Source organism: Pedobacter insulae (genome assembly GCF_900113525.1).
Taxonomy (GTDB): Bacteria; Bacteroidota; Bacteroidia; order Sphingobacteriales; family Sphingobacteriaceae; genus Pedobacter; species Pedobacter insulae.
Genome location: NZ_FOPP01000001.1, coordinates 613899 through 635740, shown reverse-complemented (window position 1 = coordinate 635740; position 21842 = coordinate 613899). Strand labels below are relative to the sequence as shown.

The 21842-nt window shown below is 36.8% G+C and carries 20 protein-coding genes; 5 read left to right on the top strand and 15 right to left on the bottom strand.

What is annotated here, in order from left to right; translation table 11 throughout:
* Window positions 1-623: 623 nt before the first annotated feature.
* Both BM207_RS02865 and BM207_RS19350 read right to left on the bottom strand, forming a co-directional pair.
* Window positions 624-866: a Spi family protease inhibitor gene (locus tag BM207_RS02865; protein ID WP_090992038.1), complete on the bottom strand. Its 243-nt coding sequence runs from the start codon at window positions 864-866 to the stop codon at window positions 624-626.
* Window positions 867-923: 57 nt separating this feature from the next.
* Window positions 924-1055 (bottom strand): hypothetical protein, encoded by a 132-nt coding sequence (locus BM207_RS19350; RefSeq protein WP_262497192.1) that lies wholly within the window; start codon window positions 1053-1055, stop codon window positions 924-926.
* A gap of 101 nt (window positions 1056-1156) precedes the next feature.
* Here BM207_RS19350 and BM207_RS02860 point away from each other — a divergent pair, with 101 nt between their 5' ends.
* A complete protein-coding gene (locus BM207_RS02860) occupies window positions 1157-1600 on the top strand; it encodes a hypothetical protein (RefSeq protein WP_143095906.1) in 444 nt (147 codons plus the stop codon).
* Between the two features lie 65 nt (window positions 1601-1665).
* Here the strand turns inward: BM207_RS02860 and BM207_RS02855 are convergent, their stop codons facing one another.
* The 13 genes from BM207_RS02855 to BM207_RS02795 form a co-directional block, all read right to left on the bottom strand.
* Entirely contained in the window at window positions 1666-2025 is a 360-nt protein-coding gene (locus BM207_RS02855) for a CoA-binding protein (protein WP_090992036.1), read from the bottom strand.
* Between the two features lie 13 nt (window positions 2026-2038).
* Entirely contained in the window at window positions 2039-2524 is a 486-nt protein-coding gene (locus BM207_RS02850; RefSeq protein ID WP_090992035.1) for a DinB family protein, read from the bottom strand.
* Window positions 2525-2556: 32 nt separating this feature from the next.
* Window positions 2557-4095: an NAD(P)/FAD-dependent oxidoreductase gene (locus BM207_RS02845; RefSeq protein WP_090992034.1), complete on the bottom strand. Its 1539-nt coding sequence runs from the start codon at window positions 4093-4095 to the stop codon at window positions 2557-2559.
* Between the two features lie 72 nt (window positions 4096-4167).
* Window positions 4168-5517, bottom strand: coding sequence for a TlpA family protein disulfide reductase (locus tag BM207_RS02840; RefSeq protein ID WP_090992033.1), 1350 nt, complete (start codon window positions 5515-5517; stop codon window positions 4168-4170).
* Window positions 5517-6887: a TlpA family protein disulfide reductase gene (locus BM207_RS02835; protein ID WP_090992032.1), complete on the bottom strand. Its 1371-nt coding sequence runs from the start codon at window positions 6885-6887 to the stop codon at window positions 5517-5519. The genes BM207_RS02840 and BM207_RS02835 overlap by 1 nt, the downstream gene beginning before the upstream one ends.
* Window positions 6871-9012 (bottom strand): S46 family peptidase, encoded by a 2142-nt coding sequence (locus tag BM207_RS02830; protein WP_090992031.1) that lies wholly within the window; start codon window positions 9010-9012, stop codon window positions 6871-6873. The genes BM207_RS02835 and BM207_RS02830 overlap by 17 nt, the downstream gene beginning before the upstream one ends.
* On the bottom strand, window positions 9012-10127 hold the full coding sequence (locus BM207_RS02825; protein WP_090992030.1) for a TlpA disulfide reductase family protein: 1116 nt from the start codon (window positions 10125-10127) through the stop codon (window positions 9012-9014). Before BM207_RS02825 ends, BM207_RS02830 begins: the two co-directional genes overlap by 1 nt.
* 76 nt (window positions 10128-10203) lie before the next feature.
* Window positions 10204-11715, bottom strand: coding sequence for a PKD-like family lipoprotein (locus tag BM207_RS02820; protein ID WP_090992029.1), 1512 nt, complete (start codon window positions 11713-11715; stop codon window positions 10204-10206).
* 34 nt (window positions 11716-11749) lie between these two features.
* Complete coding sequence (locus tag BM207_RS02815) at window positions 11750-12493, bottom strand: DUF4843 domain-containing protein (protein WP_177217041.1); 744 nt, start codon at window positions 12491-12493, stop codon at window positions 11750-11752.
* Between the two features lie 43 nt (window positions 12494-12536).
* Window positions 12537-13955, bottom strand: a complete 1419-nt coding sequence (locus BM207_RS02810) for a RagB/SusD family nutrient uptake outer membrane protein (protein WP_090992027.1) — start codon at window positions 13953-13955, stop codon at window positions 12537-12539.
* Window positions 13956-13985: 30 nt separating this feature from the next.
* The gene (locus BM207_RS02805; protein WP_090992026.1) at window positions 13986-17330 is read right to left on the bottom strand and encodes a SusC/RagA family TonB-linked outer membrane protein; all 3345 of its coding nucleotides are present in this window, start codon (window positions 17328-17330) and stop codon (window positions 13986-13988) included.
* Between the two features lie 117 nt (window positions 17331-17447).
* Window positions 17448-18638, bottom strand: coding sequence for a FecR family protein (locus BM207_RS02800; RefSeq protein ID WP_090992025.1), 1191 nt, complete (start codon window positions 18636-18638; stop codon window positions 17448-17450).
* Window positions 18639-18704: 66 nt separating this feature from the next.
* On the bottom strand, window positions 18705-19262 hold the full coding sequence (locus tag BM207_RS02795; protein WP_090992024.1) for an RNA polymerase sigma-70 factor: 558 nt from the start codon (window positions 19260-19262) through the stop codon (window positions 18705-18707).
* Window positions 19263-19526: 264 nt separating this feature from the next.
* On the opposite strand from BM207_RS02795, the gene BM207_RS02790 reads away from it, so the two are divergent.
* From BM207_RS02790 to BM207_RS02775, 4 genes are all read left to right on the top strand, one after another.
* Window positions 19527-20111: a LemA family protein gene (locus BM207_RS02790; RefSeq protein WP_090992023.1), complete on the top strand. Its 585-nt coding sequence runs from the start codon at window positions 19527-19529 to the stop codon at window positions 20109-20111.
* Between the two features lie 82 nt (window positions 20112-20193).
* Window positions 20194-20637: a TPM domain-containing protein gene (locus BM207_RS02785; RefSeq protein ID WP_090992022.1), complete on the top strand. Its 444-nt coding sequence runs from the start codon at window positions 20194-20196 to the stop codon at window positions 20635-20637.
* Between the two features lie 2 nt (window positions 20638-20639).
* On the top strand, window positions 20640-21428 hold the full coding sequence (locus BM207_RS02780; protein ID WP_090992021.1) for a TPM domain-containing protein: 789 nt from the start codon (window positions 20640-20642) through the stop codon (window positions 21426-21428).
* Between the two features lie 5 nt (window positions 21429-21433).
* Window positions 21434-21820 (top strand): hypothetical protein, encoded by a 387-nt coding sequence (locus BM207_RS02775; RefSeq protein ID WP_090992020.1) that lies wholly within the window; start codon window positions 21434-21436, stop codon window positions 21818-21820.
* Window positions 21821-21842: the final 22 nt, after the last annotated feature.

Here is a 21842-nt window from a genome sequence, read left to right as displayed (position 1 = left end):
CACCCTCACTTAATCCCCCCCTCTTTTTCCTTCTCTCGTTACCTCCGTAGCGGGTTGCAAAGGTAGAAAACTTTTTCTTTTTCGCAAACTTTATTTTGAATTATTTTCAGGTTTCAGCTAAGTAGCTGTCCACCTGATATTCCCCTCCAAAACGCTATCTCAATAACCCAATCTGCATCTTTATCCTTTTTCCCTTCCTCCGAAGCGGGATGCAAAAGTAGGAAAATTATCCGCCTTCACAAACTCTTAAAACCTTTTTTCCTAAACTATTCCATAACTCAATGGTTCTCAATAAGAAAAATATTACCGGTCATACTCCTGCACAACCGCACAGCTCCAAATCTCACTACCCGCACTCAATTGAAACGAACCCGTAAAGCCAATTTCACAACAGTTTCACGAACCAACCACTTACCTACTACTTACCTACTACTTTGCTACTACTTACCTACTACTTAGCTAGCCCTTGCCCAACCCCTATCCCTTGCCTATCTTTTATTTCCTCAGACCATCAATAAAGAGGCTGCAAACCCAAACAGAAACGCCATACACAAATAGTACCTTTCAAGAGGGGTATAGGGATAATCTAGGGAGTTCATATAACCAAAACCCCTGGAAAGCCCCTAGATAATCCCTGGGTAATTGATATCAAAGGTATTGTGTGTATATAACAATAGAATAAGGTTTTCCATTCGGTCGTCTCCAGAAACAATAACCCAGCCTCCTTCGCTATAGTTAATTACATGAAGTGTCGGATGAACCTGTCCTTCTTTGAGACTAAAAATACTATTAATGGATTTCTCTTTTTTTTGCTTTTGAATTACGGTCGGAACTGATAATGTTCCTTTACCACTATTTTTCGCCATACCCCTCTTTAGTGGTTCAGGGAAAATGGAATTTAATAAAGCTACTTTTTGTGCTTGTCAAGAGTTGACAATGTGCTGTTTAATTTCTCCTAGTTCTATTGTTGAAGTTTTAATCTCTTTTAAAGATTTCTTACAGCTTGTAGCAAGAGCTACCGATACCAAAAAGGCTAAAAATAATTCTCTTTTCATTAGAGGGTTAATTAGATGTGCATAACTAAATATTCAAGTGAAAGCATGAAAAATAAATTATAACTTAGATAAATCCTTCACCATAAGTCAATCCATTAGTTATGAAAACTCTCAATCTATCTTTATTGCTCGTAGTACTCTTTTTTGCTATGTCATGTAAAAAAAATGCGGATGTAATCGACGTACAAGTTGGCATTTCGGTTTTAACCGCTGATGGAAGAAATGCACTTGCAGCCCCAGCACTTTATGATGCTTCTAACATTAGTATATATCATATCGTTAACGGACAGCCCCAACTGTATGTAACACCCGCCGTTAATGGGGGTAAACCATTTGATATAACAGGTAGTCCTGGATATGAAAAATTAAAAATTTATTTACACTTTGACCGGAGCACACCGACTACGCTTACTTTGATAAAGTTTGGGAATTCAAAAATGGATACAATCAGTGGAGAGTTCAGATTTGTAGACTCGTCCGTATACCTCGAAAAGGCATGGTTTAATGGTGTTTCTAAACCTAAGGCATTTAATATCGTTAGATAAAAATATTTATATATTAAAGACACACAATAGGGGCGACTTCTTTATTTAGAGATTTGCTAAGACTCCTAATACTGACCGATACTCAATAGAACTAAGGTACAAGCTTCAACTGGCTCAATATTGTTTTGAACCAATAACTGTTCTAACACTTGGTTTTCAGTACCTGGATTAAAAATTACCCGCTTGGGATTTGTTTGCAGAATATAATCATGGTATTGGGCCTGCAAAGCCACACCTATATATAAGGTAACCGTATCGATGTCATGGTGAATAATTAGTGGACGTTCAATCTCCACCCCCGCAACCTCGCCCTTCTTTATTCCAACATTCACAATATCATGACCAAAGCGTTTTAGCATGTGAGCAGCTTTATAAGAATAGCGAGAAGGATCTGGCGAAGCGCCTATAATTAAAGTCTTTTTCATTATGGTATGATTACTAGGATTTATTAAGGTTAAATTTCAAAAGCAAGCCAATCTGACCAGCATGATAGGCATGATGTTGGATCAACCCATTGATCAATGCCGCATAGGTAATACCAGTACCCATTTCCCCCTCTCTATCATCTTTAACTTCAGTTTGCCAACTCGTTGAGCTTAAGCCATCGCACACCCTAATCAATTCTTCGTTGCTTGTTTTACAATTGAACACAATCTTTTCCCATTCTTTAATGGTTTCTGCTTGAGGTGTAGGCCAGTCCCCTGCAACGGGCTCCTTTGCTACTGCACCTAACAATCGAGAATTTACCTCATCAGTCCACGCAGTAATATGCAACACAAGTTCGGCAATGGAGTGAGCATTTGGAATAAAATGATAAAAAGCATTTGCGGGATCTACCAGATTTAATTGTTGCATCAGATTGCTCCCATGCCAGGCATCTCCGTTAAAAGCTTTTTTAAGTTCCGTAATTAGGTTAAGTTCCATATCATTAGAACAATATTTTTCTGGTTAAAGTTTTATTGGTTAAGAATTGCATTAGCGCAATTAATACCATCTATGGCCGCCGAAACAATGCCGCCCGCATAACCTGCACCTTCGGCACAAGGATATAGCCCAGTAATTTGCGGATGCTGAAAAGTTTCTTTATCTCGCGGAATACGCACTGGCGATGAGGTTCGACTTTCTACGCCGACTAAAATCGCTTCATTGGTATAATAGCCCTTCATCTTTTTGCCAAACAAAGGCAGTGCTGCTTTAAGGCTTTCCGAAACAAATTCGGGTAGTATGTTAGCGAGCATTACACTCTTGGTTCCTGGCAAATAGGAATTCTTAGGCAGATCAATCGATAGTCTATTTTCTACAAAATCTATCATCCTTTGTGCCGGCGCAACCAAATTACCGCCCCCGGCTTCAAAAGCCAGTTGCTCTATTTCTCGTTGAAAGTTTAACATCCTTAAAGGATCATACCCCTCCACATCATTTAAGGTAACCTGTACTACAGTACCTGAGTTTGCAAATGGATTGTTTCTTTTGGAAGGCGACCAGCCATTAACAACAATCTCATCAACTTCAGTAGCACAAGGCGCAATAATTCCACCCGGACACATGCAAAAAGAAAATACTCCTCGCGTCTTCACCTGCTCAACCATGCTATAGTAAGCGGGAGGAAGAAACTCACTCCTTATATCACAATGATATTGCGCACTATCAATAACCTGTTGCGGATGTTCAATTCTAACCCCCAATGCAAATGGCTTAGCTTCGATTAAGATATTTTTAGCATGTAGCAATTCATAGATATCTCTTGCCGAATGTCCAGTTGCTAGGATAACCGAATCAGCTAAGATTTCTTGCGCCTGATTAATTACGACACCTTTGATCTTACCATTTTCGATTAAAAAATCTGTTAATTTAGAATCAAATCGTACTTCACCACCCGCACTTTCAATTGTTTCACGAATTGCAGAAATAATCTGCGGCAGTTTATTTGTCCCAATATGAGGTCGGGCATCTATCAGAATATCCTCATCAGCCCCATGCTGTACAAATATTTGTAGTACCTTATTAATATCGCCTCGCTTATTGGAACGGGTATACAATTTCCCATCAGAATATGTTCCTGCACCACCTTCTCCGTAGCAATAATTCGATTCGGTATTTACAATACCTTCCTTATTAATTGCGGCTAAATCCCGTCTACGTTGCTTAACGTCTTTACCGCGTTCGATAACAATAGGCTTTAAGCCATTCTCTATACACTGTAAAGCTGCAAATAGGCCTGCTGGCCCTGCACCTACAATGATAACAGTCCTATCTTCTTTTACTGGAGGATAATTAAATGAGGTTGTTTCTGTAAAGAAAGTTTCATCAATAAAAGCCCTAATTTGTAAACGATAGATAACCTTTCTTGATCGAGCATCGATAGAGCGTTTAATAATTTGATAGGATTGGATACGGCTAGCTTTTATTTTTAGCGTGGCTGCCAACTGTTCTTTGATAGCTTGGGGTTGAGCTACTAATTCTGGCGAAAGCGTAATTTCAATTTCTTTAATCATACTATAAAGTCGGGTTTTTATCCCGAACGTTTAACAAAAGTAAGGAAATCTTACAATAGATAAGTGCTAACGCTAGCGATCCAAATATTCATTTAGAATTTCTCTTAGTTTTGGATCGCTAGGACGTGGTGAATCGACGTCGATGATATGCCCGTTTTTATCGAACAACATAAACCTAGGAATTCCCGAAATATGATATACTTTCGAAATAGTTGATGAACCACCATTAGCAAACAACTGGATTCCGCCTAGGCGTTTGTCTGAAATGAACTTCTTCCACTTTTCCTTATCCTTCTCAACGTCTGTCGACACGCTTAGGAACACAACATTCTTATCGTGAAACTCTTCTTCTAATTTTTTCAAGAATGGAATTTCTGCGATGCAAGGGCCGCACCAAGTTGCCCAAACATCTACCAATACTATTTTCCCTTTGAAATCACCTAATGAAATCATGGTACCAGACCTATCAGGATAGGTGAAATTAATGGCCTCAGCTCCCGGTCTAAATTTGGCTAGCTTTAATTCATACTTTTTTTTCCGCGTCTTTTGATCTTCCGTAAGAAAGTACTTCTCATAACTTCCTATCATATCTTGGTAGCTCGTGTAAGATTTTAAAATGCTCGCTTCACTAAGCACATACTCGCCCTTTAAGGTGTCGTTTCCGATTGACATTACGGCCATTTCCAAATTCGGTTCGCGAAGATTTCTGTTCTTAAATGAAACTAAATTTTTCAACATAATTGTACCATAAGGAAAATTATACAGCCTAGCATTTTGAAGAAACTGATCTGCTTTAAAATTTTTTAAATAAGGGTTATAGTCTGCAACATTAGGCTGAGAGGCTCGAGAAGACGAGATAAATGCCAAAGCAAAATAGGCAAGATCATATTCGACTGTGGTTTTCATGAGTTCATCAAATTCAGCATTATTTGTTTCTTTGCCGCTCGCCCAATTTTTTACTTTCGAAGCAAGATTTTCCAACTGGGGAAAGAATCCATTTAAATGACTAGGAATAAAATAAACTGATCTACGTTCAATGTTAAAGGCTAATTTATGCCACAGTGATAGTACTTCATTCTCCCTAGTATTAATACCTCTCAATAAATATGTAGAATCATTAAGTTCAAGATTAATTCTATCATTGCCCTTAACATATAGTTTAAATTTATTTTTAGGGTCTTGAGAATCTCCAAAGCCAAGCACGTAGTAACCCTTATAATCCGGTTTAAACTTAAATTTAAAACTGGCATTAAACTTCGAGTTTACGAATGCTATTTCTTCTAACTGACCCGATATAATTTTAAATAACTTTATTGTTAATGGTTTCTTCTTTTTTGAAACCCCGTTAATTTCTGTGATTTGGCTATGTGCAGTGAAAATCGAAGTAAATAAAAATGCAAAAAATAGGAGATATAATTTCATTATTTTGTTTTATTGACTAATTCAGTGAGATAAATTTTCAGCAGGGGATTAGAAGGGCGTTTACAGCTGTTATAATCGAGCATTTTACCCTCTCTATTCAAAATTAGAAAGCGAGGAACCGCTGATTTTCCTATTTTTTCGAAAAACGGATCGTCGTATCCATTCATTAGCAGCTGAAGCCCTCCGTCCAATTTATAGCTTTTTAACGTTTTCTTCCAAGTTTCGGCCCCAGAATCGCAAGAAATAGAAAGGAACACAATTTCTTCCCCTTGCATTTCGTGTTCGAGCCTCTTTAAGTAAGGTGCTTCAGCCATACAAGGCATACAACCTGTAGTCCAAACATCGATATAAATGAGTTTTCCTTTGAAATCGCTAATTGATACTTGATTACCATTTACATCTTTAAAAGTGTATTTGCTTAGGTCAGTTCCAGGCATAACATTTTTATAAAACCCTATCCGCTGAGCAACTTTCGCTTTCAATGCTTTTATTCTTGTAATTTTTTTTTGATCCTTGAGTAAAGGAAGCGTAACCTTAATTACCTCATTTATTGAAACGAAATCTCCATATGAAACCGAACTTTCCAGCATCGCTAAAACGTAATCTTCTTTTAACCTTTGATTTTCGATCAGGTTTCCAAAATCGGCTATCCAAGTATTGATGTTATGAACTTTTAATCTGCCTGCGTTCATTTTAGAAAACATCATTTCCGTAATCAACTGACTCCAGTTAGGGTAAATGACGATTTCAGGTAAAAGACGAATATCAAAATCCATGAAGTTCACCTCCATTATACTGGACATAAGCGGATAGACTCTCGATTCTATCAATTTCCCGTATACTTTATTTAGGTATTCCCCCTGTGCATTACCCAGTAACAGACTTTTTTTTCGAATAACTTCGGCTACCGTGGAGCTTTGAATAGCTTGAATTCGATGATGATAAGTTTGCGAATGACTGGCTGGATCAGACTCATTGTATGGATATTTGCGATTCAAATCATAAAGTAATTGATTTACGACACTTCCCTTACCGCTTAGTGTAAAGTCATCATTAACAATTTCCATCGAAATCTGGTCGCCAGGATTAAGATACATCTCAAATCCCTTGATTTTGTTAGCACTATCAGAAACTAAATAAAAACCAGCAGCTTTCAAATCCATGGTCAGTTGAAACTGACCATTCAACTTTACAATACCCGAGGCCGCAGGTCTCCTCATCATCTCACGTTTGAAGATGTTAATGACTTTTATGCTTCTATTATTTACGGTACCTTTTATAACTGTTTTGACTCCATCTACAGCCAAAGCATGGGTTGTCAGCATCAAACCCAAACTTATTAGCATAAATTTCTTAACTACCTTTTCCATTACGCTTATTAGCCTTATTTATTTCTGTAATAATTCTCGCACTGTTCGAAAACTTCTCGGTTATGAACAACAGATATCGAATGTCTACACAAATAACTTTGTTTAGTTCCTGTTCATAGTTAAACTCTCTTGTCATCGATTCCCAATTGCAGTCGAACACCAGGCCGATTATTTTACCATCAGCATTTAGCATTGGACTTCCTGAATTCCCACCAGTAACATCGCCATTGGTGATAAAGTTGACCGGCATATCGCCATTTCCATTCTTTTGCCAGACCTCTAATAATTTTCTATTGAGGAGAAAATCTTTATTAACTGTATCGGCTTTTGCAATTAAGCCACTAAAAGAAGTTTGATAGGGAATAGTTTTCCCATCCAAGTTAAGATCAGAAATTTTACCGTAGGAGAGCCTGATTGTTTTATCAGCATCAGGATAATAGCTATCTCCTTTAAACTCAGCAACACTATTATCATAATATGCGGAACTTTTATAAAATTTGTTTGTGAATGAAAATACCCTGAACAATTCTCCAGTTTTCTTTTCAATCGACGATGTGAACTGAGTGATTGGATCGTTTACAAGTGGCCTTGAAGGACTTTTTAACCAATTTTGGAGTTTTGTCGAATCTGAATAAATTGAACTTTGGAACAGCGAATCAACATATTGATCTATTAGTAGATTGGTATTTAATTTCTTTGTAATAAATATATCTGGTAATAACTGTTCGGGTAAGCTATCTTTAAGGAGTTTCAACATTGCTTTTGTCATCCTTTTGTCTACCGCGACATTTAGCCTTTTGTAATGATAGGTTACCGTATTTGAGAGATCACTGCGCAGAGAAGGTCTTTTTTTTGAGCTCGTAACAAACGTGTTAAAAGATTCCCCAAAACCCATATTAAATTTGAGTATTTCACAAGCATCCATACATTCAGCATAGTAAGTTTGGGCTTTTAAAAAATCAGCCTTTCCTTCAATTTCAGCTTTTAGATCTTGCAAAGCAGTTAAATAAATACTTCTTTTTATTGTATCATTAAGCACCCACTTCATCCATTCCTTTTCATGGTTCTCTTTTCGGGCAATAATGTTTAATTTATTTACCCAGTAGTTCATCCCTATCGCATTCTTGTAATAATTAGCCGAGGTAGCAAATTTTTCGGCATAGGTTTGTTTAACGAGGGCGTCTTTGTTCATTTCATCTTCCCAAATGGATTGAGTAACTTTCCTTACGGAGATCATTGGCGGATTTAATACTTGCGTTTTTTCTTTAATCTTGAAGGAAAGGGCATTACGATCCGACATCCCTGGGTATCCCATAGACATGGCAAAATCACCATTCCGATATCCTTCTGTTGAAATTTTAAGCCAGGTCTTTACCTGTAAAGGAATATTCGCCTTAGAAAATGCTGCTGGCATACCATTTTTATCCGCATAAACTCTAAAATAGGCAAAATCGGCGCTATGCCTTGGCCACATAAAGTTATCCGTTTCTCCACCAAATTTCGCAACATCTTTTGGGGGCACTCCTACCATCCGCACATCTTCATAGTTAAGTTGTAAAAAAAGAACAAAAAGGGTATTATTCTTATACGCTTTAATTACAACTCTATATTTGGGATACTGGGCCAGGTATTTCTTCGCAATGAGCAATTGTGCATCTCGAATACTGTTGATTTTCGAATTTCCTTTTGATAATAACTCTGCTACTTCATCGCTTACATCCAGTATTTTTTTATTAATAGTTATTGACAATCCCTTAATAGGAAGCTCATGTAATTGATCCGTTGCCCAATACCCATTTTTATAAATATCAGATGTTGGACTCACATATTGCTGAATCGCATCGTAGGAGCAATGATAATTGGTAAGTATCAATCCAGTGTTAGAGATAATCGAGCCAGTGCATCCAGATCCAAATGCAATTACCGATTCACTTAAGGCACCTTCAGTTGTCCCCATCAGCTCATCAATCGGGATTTTCAACCCCATTGCTTTCAGTCGTTCAGCATTTTGCTTTTTCAACAAAGCAAGTAGCCACATACCCTCATCAGCTCGCAGTTGAAATACAGAGCAAAATAAAAAAACGACAAGGAGTGCGCTTGATAAAATACTTTTTTTAAGCTTCATTACTCACCCTTGTTTTTACTGAAAATAGACTCTAGCAAAGCCTCAAGGGTTTCTCCCCTTATCCCTTCCGCAATAATCTTCCCCGTAGGATCAATAAGCCAAAGTGCCGGAATACCGTCTATACCATAGTTCTTAGCAACCGGGGATCTAGTTCCACCAACTAAATCGGAGGCATTATGCCAAATTAAGCCATCTTGTTTTAACGCATCTCTCCAAGCTTTTATATCAGAATCCAATGAAAAAGAAATAACTTCCAGACCGGCTGGATTAAACTTTTGGTAGATAGTTTTGGTGTGAATATTTTCTTCTCGACATGGCACGCACCAGGAAGCCCAAAAATCAAGCAGTACATACTTTCCTCGGAATGACGACAGGGATATTTTAGATGTACCATCTGGCTTTATTACCGTGAAATCAGGAGCTATCGCTCCCGGCGCCACTTTTCGGAGAATATCAGCTCTTGTTTTCATAGCAAGATAGTAAGGGTGCTTTGCGAAACCAGGTTTAAATACCGTTAACAAAGAATCTATCTGATCATGCTTCATCATCATTAGTGGTATTTTTGCTATATACAAAGCAACAACCGACTTGGGGTAATTTTGAACTAAGGAGTCAGTATAGTTTTCTTGACGTTGCTGTACCTTATTGAAGATGGCTATTCGTTCTTCCTCAGTAAATTTATCTGCATTCATCGTCAGATGATTGTTTTGCTTAGATTGTTCTTGGGAAAATTTTTGATAATTATTCCAATGATCATTTTCTGGAGTTCCTTTAACGACCGCTAAGTAAATTCTCTCTTTTTCTCCAGTAATCTTTACCGTGCCTTTTTCTGCAATAAAATTAGCTGTTCCCCTGGCACCTTCAACCTTTAAATCATAAAGTTCATTGAACATTATAGCAGGCAAGGTGAATGAAAAATCACCATTAATTTTAGTAACCGTCGTTTTAACCGGAATTGAACTCGTTCTATTACGTGAAATTGTTATCTTGGCTGCCTTATCAAGGCCGCTGATGTTACCACTAACTTTGCAAAATACTTCTTGTGCAAAACTTGGTATATTTAATAGAAGAATAGCCATAGCTATTAATGCAATCTTAAGTTTGATCATTTTCATATTATTATTTTATTTGAGAAATTAATGAAATCCATCAACGCAAATGCTAATGAATTCCATTAAAAATTAGGTTTAATTATTTTGATTTATAGTTCATGGCTGAGATTTCACCGAAGCCAGTATAGGCTTTTATAGTACCAAAGGCACCACTAACTTCGTTCACTTCGATCTGCAGAAGGGTACCTGATTTGGTGGTAGGATTAGTGAGAGCGACAAACAAAATTTTACCATCATTTGGATGATTGTTTACTTTAAACATCTTCATATTGGTAATTACACTTCCCGGATAGTTTGCAGATACATCATACATAAGGGTCGATGCCAAATTGCCTGCGTAGTTGTTTTGATAAATCTTTGTGTTTGTGGCGTGATACATGATATTTCCCTTATTCCCAAACGCAAAATATTTAGCGGCATTTAATTCTGTGGCCCCACTGATGTTAATTTTAGCTATACCCCTATTTCCATCATCACTCACATTAAATTTACACACGTAAAGTTCCCGCGAAGATGGGTTGTTTTCATTCTGCATTACACAAAACCATCTATTATCAAAACCGTGTTCTGCATAAACCATGACCTTTCCAACATTCCGCATATCAAATGCTGCAGAAGCACTTGGTGCTTCAAATTGCCGAACGGTTCTATCGTAATCGATATACAAAAATCGCTTATGCTTACTGTCGTAGATTACACCAAAATAAGCCCAGTTGAAAATTGTGCCTATAAATGGTGCGGCAACATAATCTTCTCCAAAGCATTTTACGCCGAACTTACTGTAAACATTAATATCAGCTTGAGGAATAAAATACAAATCCCCGTTGTTAATTAGGAGTTCATTGTAGCTCCATCCCGCATATGCTTGAAATTTAACATTGTTGCTTGGGAGTGGGTTTATAAACATCTCACTATATGAATTTAGTTTACGCAGATCATTTCCGCCAAGGCGGACTCCTCCATCATTGGTTTTAGTGAACACATCAACCCAATGATTATCTATATAGTACACATTTGCAACTTCACCTTGAATTTTAGCTCCATTTGTTTCAGAAAAAACATTGGACTGAACATAATCAGTACCCGCTGGTAATAACTTGTTAAGTTTGTTGTTAACAACAATACTCAGATCACTCCCTGTATTATCCCCATGCACAACCATCCATCCAATTGAGGCGTACGAGCTTATGGTAAATGGCATTTTAACCATTTGCGTAATACCCCCATTAGATTTATCAGTCACATATAACACCAATAAGTAGCTTCCCGGTGCCTCAATTACCTTATAGGAAAGATTTTTAGTAACTGCCAGTTGTTTATTAACATAAGTACCTGTTGACGGATCTGGAGCATAACTCTGTTGTACAAGACGCCATTCATAAGCTAAATTAGTAGGTGCTTCGATTGAATTCGTAGGATTAACCTTTACTAATTCATTTTGCTTCACAACAAAGGTTTTTGGTAATGCGTCGATGTCAACAAAATGACTATCCAAATTTTTATAAGTATAATTACCCTTGTCTTTAGCACATGATACTAAAAATAGGAATAGGGTAATCAGTGTTATGAAATAACAATTATTCTTTTTCATGTAAAAAGTTCTTTTAGATTAAACACAATTTTATTTACCCTTGTCCCCCAACACCCGTCCAAACCCAGAACCCTACAACCCCATTTTCATCTGTTAAGGGGGTATTTCCTGGCTTGGTATTATATTCGAGCAGGGCTTTTCTTACCAATGCATTGTAATAGCCCAATAGTTGGAGATTCATTGGATCAGGAAGTTCAGTGATATTACACGCATTTAAGATAAATGCATATCTGGTTTCGGTAAATTCGCCGAAAGCATTTCTGTAATTTGAACTATCCCAAATATCTGGTTTAAGAAATTTATCTCCCCAGATAAAGATGACCTTTTTATAACGTTCATAGCCCTTCTTAAAATGATCATTCTCAGCCACCTCCAATTCGAGTCGTACAGATTTATCTTTCAATCCTGTTTTATAGATCACAACTGGAATATCAACTTTAAACATGTTAGCCGGCATTATTTTACTTTGAAATTTAAAATTTACACCTTCAATGGCGGTTGATTTTTCTGTATTAACTTTAATACCAATTTCCCGATCCGACTTTGATGGCTCGCCCATAATACAGGCTTGAAAGATAAGTGTGTCGCTATTCCCTACATTTGGGTGAGCCGGAAAAGAATAAATTACAGAATCGCGCAGGGCCACACTTCCTTCGCCAGGAATCTGAAAGAACAAACGTGGGTCATTTTTATAACCCGGAATATCTTTTTCGGAACAGGCGCTTAATATAGTGCTTAAGGAAAGAACCATTAAGTATATTTTTACTGTTGTCTTCATTTGATTTTTTTTTAAAATTTTAAATGATGAATAGCACATATTGTTATTTACCGAATTCAACTTCATTGTCTGGCAAAGGCATCACGAGATGTAGATCTGTTAACGTAATGTAGTGAGTGGGGAAGAACTCCTGTTTTGTCCTTTTACAATATGCAAAAATTTGCCCTTCGCCTTGAAACTCCTTTCTATATTCTTTTAAAATCTCTTCGCGAATAGCTGCTTCGTTTAAATTATTATCAAGCGGAATTGTTATTCCCCTATTCAATCGTACTTCATTTAGGTAATCTATAGCTTTCTGATTATCAACACCCACATTACATTCGGCGGCGATGTAATTCATTTCCGACCTACGGATTAGCGGTATCATCTCTGAATAAGCCTTTTTATAGTTTTCTGGTTGATAATATTTATAAAGGACATAATCATAATTAACCAACCTCGATGTGAACAACAACCGATAATCGTTTGAACCGACGGTGTTTGTCTCAAACATTTCTTCATAATAGTAAGAACCTCTGAAAAGCTGATTCTGTGGCAATGCAGAAATAAACCAAGTATTAGCAATAGTCTTTAAGTCAAATACGTTCAAAGCAAAGAGGTTTTCTGTTGAGAATGTAAGATCCTTGTCTTTATCTGCTGTTGCAGCTATATTGGCTGTTTGAATCCATGGGAATATTTGATTTCCTATATTGATTACTTCCATTGCATTCGCAAGGGCGTTTACCTTATCATTTTTCCACAAATATGCTCTAGCTGTAATACCCTTTACTGCAAAATAATTCATTCTTTGATGGCGATTATTTAAGAACTCATCCGTTGAAGATTTGAGTCCCTTTTTGATGGGATCAACATTCAAGTTTGTAGCGGCATCTTGTAAATCTTTCAGGATTAATTCTATAACTAGGTTACCTGCTTCACGAGGTGTAACTTCGGTACTCAAAGTTCTAACATAAGGAATACTCAACTTGGTTAAGTTCGTCGAGCCGAAGAGACGTAACAAATCAAAATGTAAAAACGCTCTTAACGCCAGTGCTTCGCCTTTAATTAGCTCATAGTTATTTCCTGTAAACAGTGCTTTATCCTTATCAATGTTATCTAGGATATTATTTACGTTTGCGATTGTATTATACATTCCCTTCCAAATATTATCGATTTGGTTCCGAACAGGAGCCTCGGTAAGATATTTGAATTGCGAAACATTATTATAGGTAGCGTTATTATAGGTGTCGTATTGTTGTGCAACAGCATCAACGAAACCGAAGGTCAATTCCCTGCCATATAACGATTGTGATTTCATAAGACTATAACAACCTATTAGTGCATCTTTATAGCCTTGTTCCGATTTAAGTAATACGGATGATTTAACTTTTGTGCGCGGCTGAACATCCAGCCATTTTTTGCAGGAACTAGCAAAAAGGAATATGAATAGTAACAGTAGAACTGTTGATAAGCTATTTTTCATTTCTAATTCTTTAAATTTTTAAATATTTAATTAAAAGTTAGCCATCAAAGTGAAGGCAAAGTGACGCGCAAATGGATAGGATGTACCTCTTTCAATACGAACAGTACTGAACTTTTTCACGTCATTTAAGTTAAGCATCGCCCTTAAACGTTGTAGCTTCATTTTCTTGACAAAGCCATGGCGGTAGAAGTCATAACCCAAGTTAAGCGCACTTATATCAAATTCACTTAAATCCTGTACAAATCGAGAAGTGGCCAATGTATTAGCATTCGATACTCCAATATTTTTAAACAGTACATTATCGCCTGGCTTTTTCCAACTATCGTAATAAGCGCGACTATCGACGTTATAATTTAATTGGGCATTCTCAACTTTATCTACAAGTGTTTGATTATAAATCTGCCCACCCATTCTGTAAAGTACAATTACTCCTAAGCTAAAACCTTTAAACTCAAAGTTCAAGCCCATGTTACCCATTATCTTTGCCTGGTTTATCCCACTTACAACTTTATCATTAGCATCCCATATATCTGTGACTGTGCCATCTTTTTTAACAAAAACCTCTTTTCCAGTTGCTGGATCTATTCCCATTGAAGGAACCGCCCAAATAGCGTCAAGTGACTGACCTTCTTCAAACCTAACTAAAGGCCTGTTGCTAGTTCTGGACAACTGGTCTTGACTATTCGTAAGGCTTTGAAGAGAGTTAGAAATTTTCTGTATTTTATTTTTATTAGCTACTCCAGATACAAAAAAATTAAGCGACTGCCTATTCGCACTATTCACAAGTGTTCTGTAATTCGCTCTAAATTCGACACCACTATTTCGGATTTGACCTAGGTTTGCCCTGTAGGATTCAAAACCAAGTGAAGGTGGAGTTGTAATATCTGTTAAAAGATTTGTTGTAATTGCATTATAAAAATCTAAGCGTAAACTAAGATGTTCAAACAATTCGGCATCCAAGCCAACGTTATAGTCGAGACGTTGTTGCCATTTTAAGTCTTTATTTGCTAAGCCATTTAAAAATGTGCCGAGCATCCCCTGATAAGAATTATCCACAAAATAGTCATATAACAACATTGCTTGATAAGAATTGAAGTTTTGAGATCCTGTATAACCCAAAGACCCTCTTATCTTTAACAAGTTTATATATTTACTGCCTTGTAGAAATTTTTCATTATGAATATTCCATCCTGCTCCTGCAGACCAAAAGGCTCCCCAGCGTTTATCAGTCCCAAATTGGGATGATGCACTATATCTAATAGATAAATCGGCGAAGTATCTATTATCAAAAGAATAGTTTAAAGCCCCTAAAGTACCTATCTCTCTATTAATTGATTCGGAACCAGACGGTTTACCATTTAAAGCGTATTGCTTTGCAAAAATAATATTGTCCATTTTATCATTCGGAAAACCAATGGCGCTATGTAAATAACTCTCAGCATTGTCTTCGCGAACATTCAAACCTATATTTGTAAACAGCACATGCTTGCCCAATACTTTTGAATAGTTTAAATTCACATCACTGCTTACCATAGAAGCCTTACCATCTCCTTTATCATATGTTCCTTTCAAAAACAAGTTCTCCCCTGTAAATCCTATGAAATTTGTATGATTAGCCGGCAAAAAATTCTCTGTAGAATTAACTGTATTACTGAAGCCAAGGCGACCAGTAACTTTAAGATTTTCGTTAATAAACCACTCCAAGAATGTATTATTGGTAATATCGCTATACTTCGATGTTGAACGCGTATTGAGTGTTGCATTGTACATTGGATTATATACGTCTTCAGACAAGACGGGGCCAATGCCTAAAAATTTACGAATGGTGCCATCTTCGTTAGTTGTTCTCCAATAGGGATTCAATTTAGCATATTCAGAAAAATCTCCATAAGGTGAATTTATCGCATTTACATTGGTATATTGTGATTGATTTCTGAATAAAATATTTTTGTAACGATACGATACATAAAGACTTCCCCCCATATTTTTACGGTCACTTCCCCGCATTACACCTTGCGTGTTGGTCATAAAGAAATTTGCCCCCACGCGTAATCGATTATCGCCAGTTTCAAAACCAAGAGTTTGTTTGTTTGTGATTCCAGTTCTCACAGGTTGTGACAACCAGTCTGTATTTACGCCATTTTGAACCTCCTTTAAATTGGCATAATACAAACTATCATAGGCTAAACCCACTATAGGCTGAATTCTATCATAGGCACCCAACTGCTTCTCCAAATTTAATTTTTCTATGGCGTTTGCAACATTATAACTGCTTAAGTCTGGGCTCTCTATACTAACACTACCTGTGTAATTAATTCTCAACTCACCTGGCTTTACTTTTTCAGTTTCGATAACTATAACGCCATTGGCCGCTCGAGATCCATATAGCGCCTTTGCTGATGCGTCTTTTAAAATGGTTACTGTTTCAATTCTGTTAATATCTAAATCAGATACTTTTTCTATGGTCATTTCAAAACCGTCGACAATAAAAAGTGGTTGATTAGGTTTAGTAGCATATTGACCTTTTAGATCTGGAAAAGAAGATGCCCCTCTAATTTGCATATCCGGAATCTTATTTGGATCAGAACCGAAGGCAAGGTTATCTTGTATGTTTAAAGAAGGTTCAATATTTTTCAGGCTTTGAAAAATGTTTACTACACCTCCCCTTTGCAATTCTTGGCGTGTAATTTTGGTAGCTGCGCCTGTGAAAGATTCTGCCCTACGGTTAAAAATACCCGTTACTACCATTTCGCCTATCTCGGTGCGGCTAGTTTTTAAGGATATATTTAATGAAGTTCTTCCCGCAATTGGAATAACTTGCGATTCCATTCCCAGAAAAGTAACTTTTATTGAGGCGTTTTCTGTTACGTTAAAGTTAAAGCGGCCGTCTTCATCAGCTACTGTACCATTTTCAGTACCCATTTCAACAATATTTGCTCTTCCTAGTGGCAACTTATTTTCGTCGGTAACTACACCAGATATCGATACTTTCTTAGGTTCAATAATTTTTTCGTCTTTATTGGTTTTTGGGCCAATAATTATTGTATTCTCCTGAATGCTGTACGCTAACTTAGAGCCTGCTAATATTTGATCTAGTACTTTTCGAAAAGGTAAATTCTTACCTTTTATATTAACTTTTGGTAAGACGTTTACTTCTTCATGGTTATAAATGATATGAAGTTTTGTTTGTTTTGTTAACGCATCAATGACGGTTGAAACTGGAGCATTCTTTAAATTTAAGCTCACTGTTTGTACGGTTTGCGCAATCAGATTGGCTGAAAAGGATAAAAATAGCAGGATCAAGAGTCCTTCTTTCCTAAAACATCCTCTCAAAAAGTTCTTTAGGGGAACCATTTTAATATGTTTTTTTTTCATTAGATTTGAAATAGTTTAGGTAATGACAATAAATAATTAGATGCTCGGTCAAAGCGAATTATTATCAGATTTACTTTTGGCGGGTAATGCTTGGAACATTGCCCGTTTTTTTTGATTTTAGTTTTTAGTCGATTTTTCTACAATAATGGTCCTTTCTTTTAGGGTGAGTGTTAAGTTTGAAGTTTTCTGAATAATATTTAAAATTTTCTTTATATCGTTAGTTTTATCCGTACTCCCAGAATAATGCAATTGTTTTAAGCTGTTATCCTTAAAGTCAATATCATAATCATATAGCCTTCCGATTTGCTCCATCAAATCTGCCATCGTCTCATTTTCAAATGCAAGAATTCCATCTTTCCAAGCCACAAAACTAAATACATCCACATCCTGCTTTTCTATGCTTCCTGTTAATTTATTGAAATTTGCCTGTTGGTTTGGAGCCAACTCAACTCTATTTTCTCCATTAGCCGTGCTCACCATTACTTTCCCTTCTGTTAAAGTAGTGTAGGTAGTATTTGAATAAGAATTAATATTAAATGAGGTGCCTAAAACTTCGACGTTCATGTTGCCATGGTGTACTATAAAGGGCCTCTTAGGATTTTTTGCCACCTTGAAAAAAGCTTCTCCCTTTTCAAGAAATACCTCTCTGGTTTTAGCCGCATCAAGGTTTACCTGATATTTAATCTTCGTATCGGCGTTTATCCACACTTCGGTTCCGTCACCAAGCATTAATTTGTATTCCGCTCCTCTTGGGATTATTAATGTATTAAAAATGGGAATTGCACCGGTATTTTCCCCAGTTTTATATACGATGCCATTTTCTTCTTGCACAAAGACCTGTGGTCCGCTTAAATTAGTAATACTCTTTTTAGGTCCTAATTCTATCGAACTACCGTCACTTAAAATCAGGATGGGGGTTTTTAGTCCTCTATCTTCTTTATTTATCGCCATTATTCTTTCCTCTTTAGAGTTTCGGATCGACAATAAGTAAATTCCTCCAACCATAAGTGGTAAAAGAATTACTGCGGCATAGCGAAGCCAATTTGGGAAGAGCGGCTTAATACGTTCTTCTTTGGCTATTGCCGCTAAACGTGCGTTAATAGAGAACCAATCACTAGTTAAATCAATTTCATCGAGATGGTTCTCTGCTTCTGCGAGTTTTTGATTTTCCTGCAATTGCGAAATCAGCAATCTTTCATCACTACTTAATTTTTGGTAACGATCATCGCTTATTTCTTCCCCGTTATTAAGTGCACGAAGAATTTGTTCCCATTCTGGCAGGCCAGTGTTATATGATTTGTTCATCATTTAATATAAGTCGTTAAAAACTATGATTAGGGTGACAAGATGTTTTCTAAGAGTTTAAAAAAATAGCTAATTAGCTAATAAATAGGCAGATATAATAAGCCAACTTAAGGATTGATCTGATAATTCTGTCCTTAAAAACGCATAAGCTCGCTTCATTTGGGTTTTAACCGTATTAATGGAGATATTATTACGCTCAGCTATTTGAGCATAACTTAAATTATCAATGTTATGGAGCATAAAAATTCTTTTACACTCTTTAGGAAGTTTATCGATAGCAGTCTTGACCTTACTATCAAGCGCTTCCATTTCATATTGAGATTCGATGTCAGCCATTGGATCAAATCCATCGTCTTTTAAAAGATGAATATTTCTTGAGGCATTAGACTGTTGTTTTCGTAAGTAAGAGACACTCAAATTTTTAACAGCCCTTACTGCATAAGATTGGAATGTGCTTGTGAGTTGGATAGTTTGACGACGTTTCCAAAAATCTATGTAAAACTCTTGTACAAGATCCTTCGCTACGTCAAGATCACCAACTAGTTGAACACTTACAAGGCATAAAAATCTATAATGCATATGAAAAAAATCTTCAAAGCGAGTAATTGTTATGTCTTCATTTACCATATACTACTATATTTGCTTGATAATTTAATCAAATGAGCTACTTAATAGCATCCAAATATGATTTTATTTATGATAGAAAACAACTTCTTAATTTTAGTCTGCACAAATGTTTATGCAGACCGACTAAGACCTGTTGTTGTCAATTCAATCCAATTACCTTTAACTATGGCAACTTGTCAGTTTTTTGTCTCTTTTCGTAACAAGGCATGAGTATTGTTATCTAATTTGTAAATTAAGAAACTAAGTAAATCAAAAAAGAAGAATATGAAAAAAATCGTAATTGGCGTAATAGCTGTTCTTGTATTAATTCTGGTTATTGGAGGATGCAATGGATATAACAGCTTAGTTAAAATGGATGTTGATGTTCAGACAAAATGGAGTAATGTGGAAACACAGTATCAAAGGAGAGCAGACTTAATTCCTAATTTAGTGAGTACCGTGAAAGGTGCAGCAAAATTCGAGCAAGAAACACTAACTGCCGTAATTGAGGCTAGAGCGAGCGCAAGTAAAATAACCATTGATCCTGACAAACTAAATGCAGAGAATATAGAAAAATATCAAGCTGCTCAGGGACAAATTACCCAAGCGTTAGGAAAATTAATGGTTCTAACTGAAAATTACCCACAATTAAAGGCGACGCAACAATTCAGTGATCTTTCTGCCCAACTAGAAGGTACAGAAAACCGTATCACCGTAGCACGTAAAGATTTTAACGAATCTGTGCAAGTTTATAATACCAAGGTTAGATCATTTCCGAATAATTTAACTGCAGGTATGTTCGGTTTTGCGCCAAAGGCAGCATTTAAGGCGGAGGCTGGTTCGCAGAATGCACCAAAGGTAGAGTTTTAATAAAACTTACACTTAACATTATTGGGTAATAACTGTTTGGAATGAATAGTTATTACCCTTTACTTTATTAAATCGACTACATATGTCAATATTCACAAAAGAAGAACAAGAATTAATTGCGAATGCTATTGCAGATGCTGAGAAGGCAACATCAGGAGAAATCAGGATTGCAATCGAAAAGCAATGCCACGGGAGCGCCTTTGAGCGAGCTACCCAATATTTTACGGAGTTAGGGATGGATAAAACGGCACAACATAATGGCGTACTGATATACCTGGCTTATGAAGACCACAAATTCGCCATTATAGGTGATCGGGGAATTGACCATGTTGTTCCTGAAGATTTTTGGGAAACAACGCAAGTGGCTATGAAGGCTCATTTTTTGAGCGGAAATTTAGCAGAGGGTATTGTTGCAGGTGTTTCATTAGCAGGAGAAAAACTAGCTTTATTTTTCCCTTATCAAAACGGAGACGTAAATGAATTACCAAATGATATCATTTATATGAATCAAGAGGAAAACCATTAATTATGAAAAGACTAATTCTCTCGGTAGTTTTTTTGCTTTGCGCTTATTTTGGGATGGCTCAAAATTTCCCAGCAAATAGCAATAGACTTATAACCGACGAAACGAATACGCTTTCAGGCGAACAAATTGCACAGCTTGAAAGAAAACTGATTGCTTTTGATGATTCGACCTCTAACCAAATTGCGGTAGTAATTGTTAAAACAGTTGGTGATTATGATATCAATGAATATGCCTTAGAACTTGGGCGCAAATGGGGAATTGGTGGAAAAGCTAAAAACAACGGCGTAATATTGTTAGTAGCAATTGGTGATCGCAAACTATCTATCCAAACCGGCTACGGCTTAGAAGGTGCTTTACCAGACATATATACTAAACGTATTATTGAGAATGACATTAAGCCCTATTTCAAGGAAGGGGATTATTTCAAAGGTATCGAAAACGGAATTAACTCCATTATCTCTTTAACAAAGGGAGAATACAAAAATGATCAGCCGAAATCTAAAGCTAAAAAAGGCGCCAAAGCAGGTGGAGCGGGAATGATTGCAATCATTATCATCGTAATTGTTATTTTCATTATAGGCAAGCGCGGTGGAGGCGGTGGTGGAGGTGAAGTAATAAGTGGGCGTGGGGTTGCAGAAGGGCTATTGATGGGCTTGTTATTAGGAGGCTCTGGTAGAGGTGGTTCGGGAAGCGGATTTGGTGGTGGATTTGGTGGTGGAAGTAGCGGTGGTGGTTTTGGAGGTTTCGGAGGTGGAAGTTTTGGTGGTGGTGGAAGCAGCGGTAGTTGGTAGAGATTATGCACAAAAGAGATCTTATAACAGCAGAAATAGAAAAGCTAGCTCAGGTCTTAGCTAGAATTATGGGACTTAAGGTTGAACTGAAATTGGCTGAAGCATCACTTCTGTTTCAACAAACGTTGGAGCACAGTTTTAGCCTGCCTACGGATATTTTAACAAATCCGGATCTAGCACCATTTGAAGCGTGGTTGGAGACAAGTGACCTGCCTGCAGAAAAGCTGGACTCCCTTAGTGAATTCTTATATTACGAATTAGGAATTAGCGACGAGAAAAACCATATTATAGCGCCCAAACTTAACTTGATTTACGAGCAACTCTCGAATAAATACAAAATCATACATCTGGTTAACTTACATCGGCAAAAAACGCTTCAGCAGTATTTATAAAATCAGATTGCTTTGTGCCTCG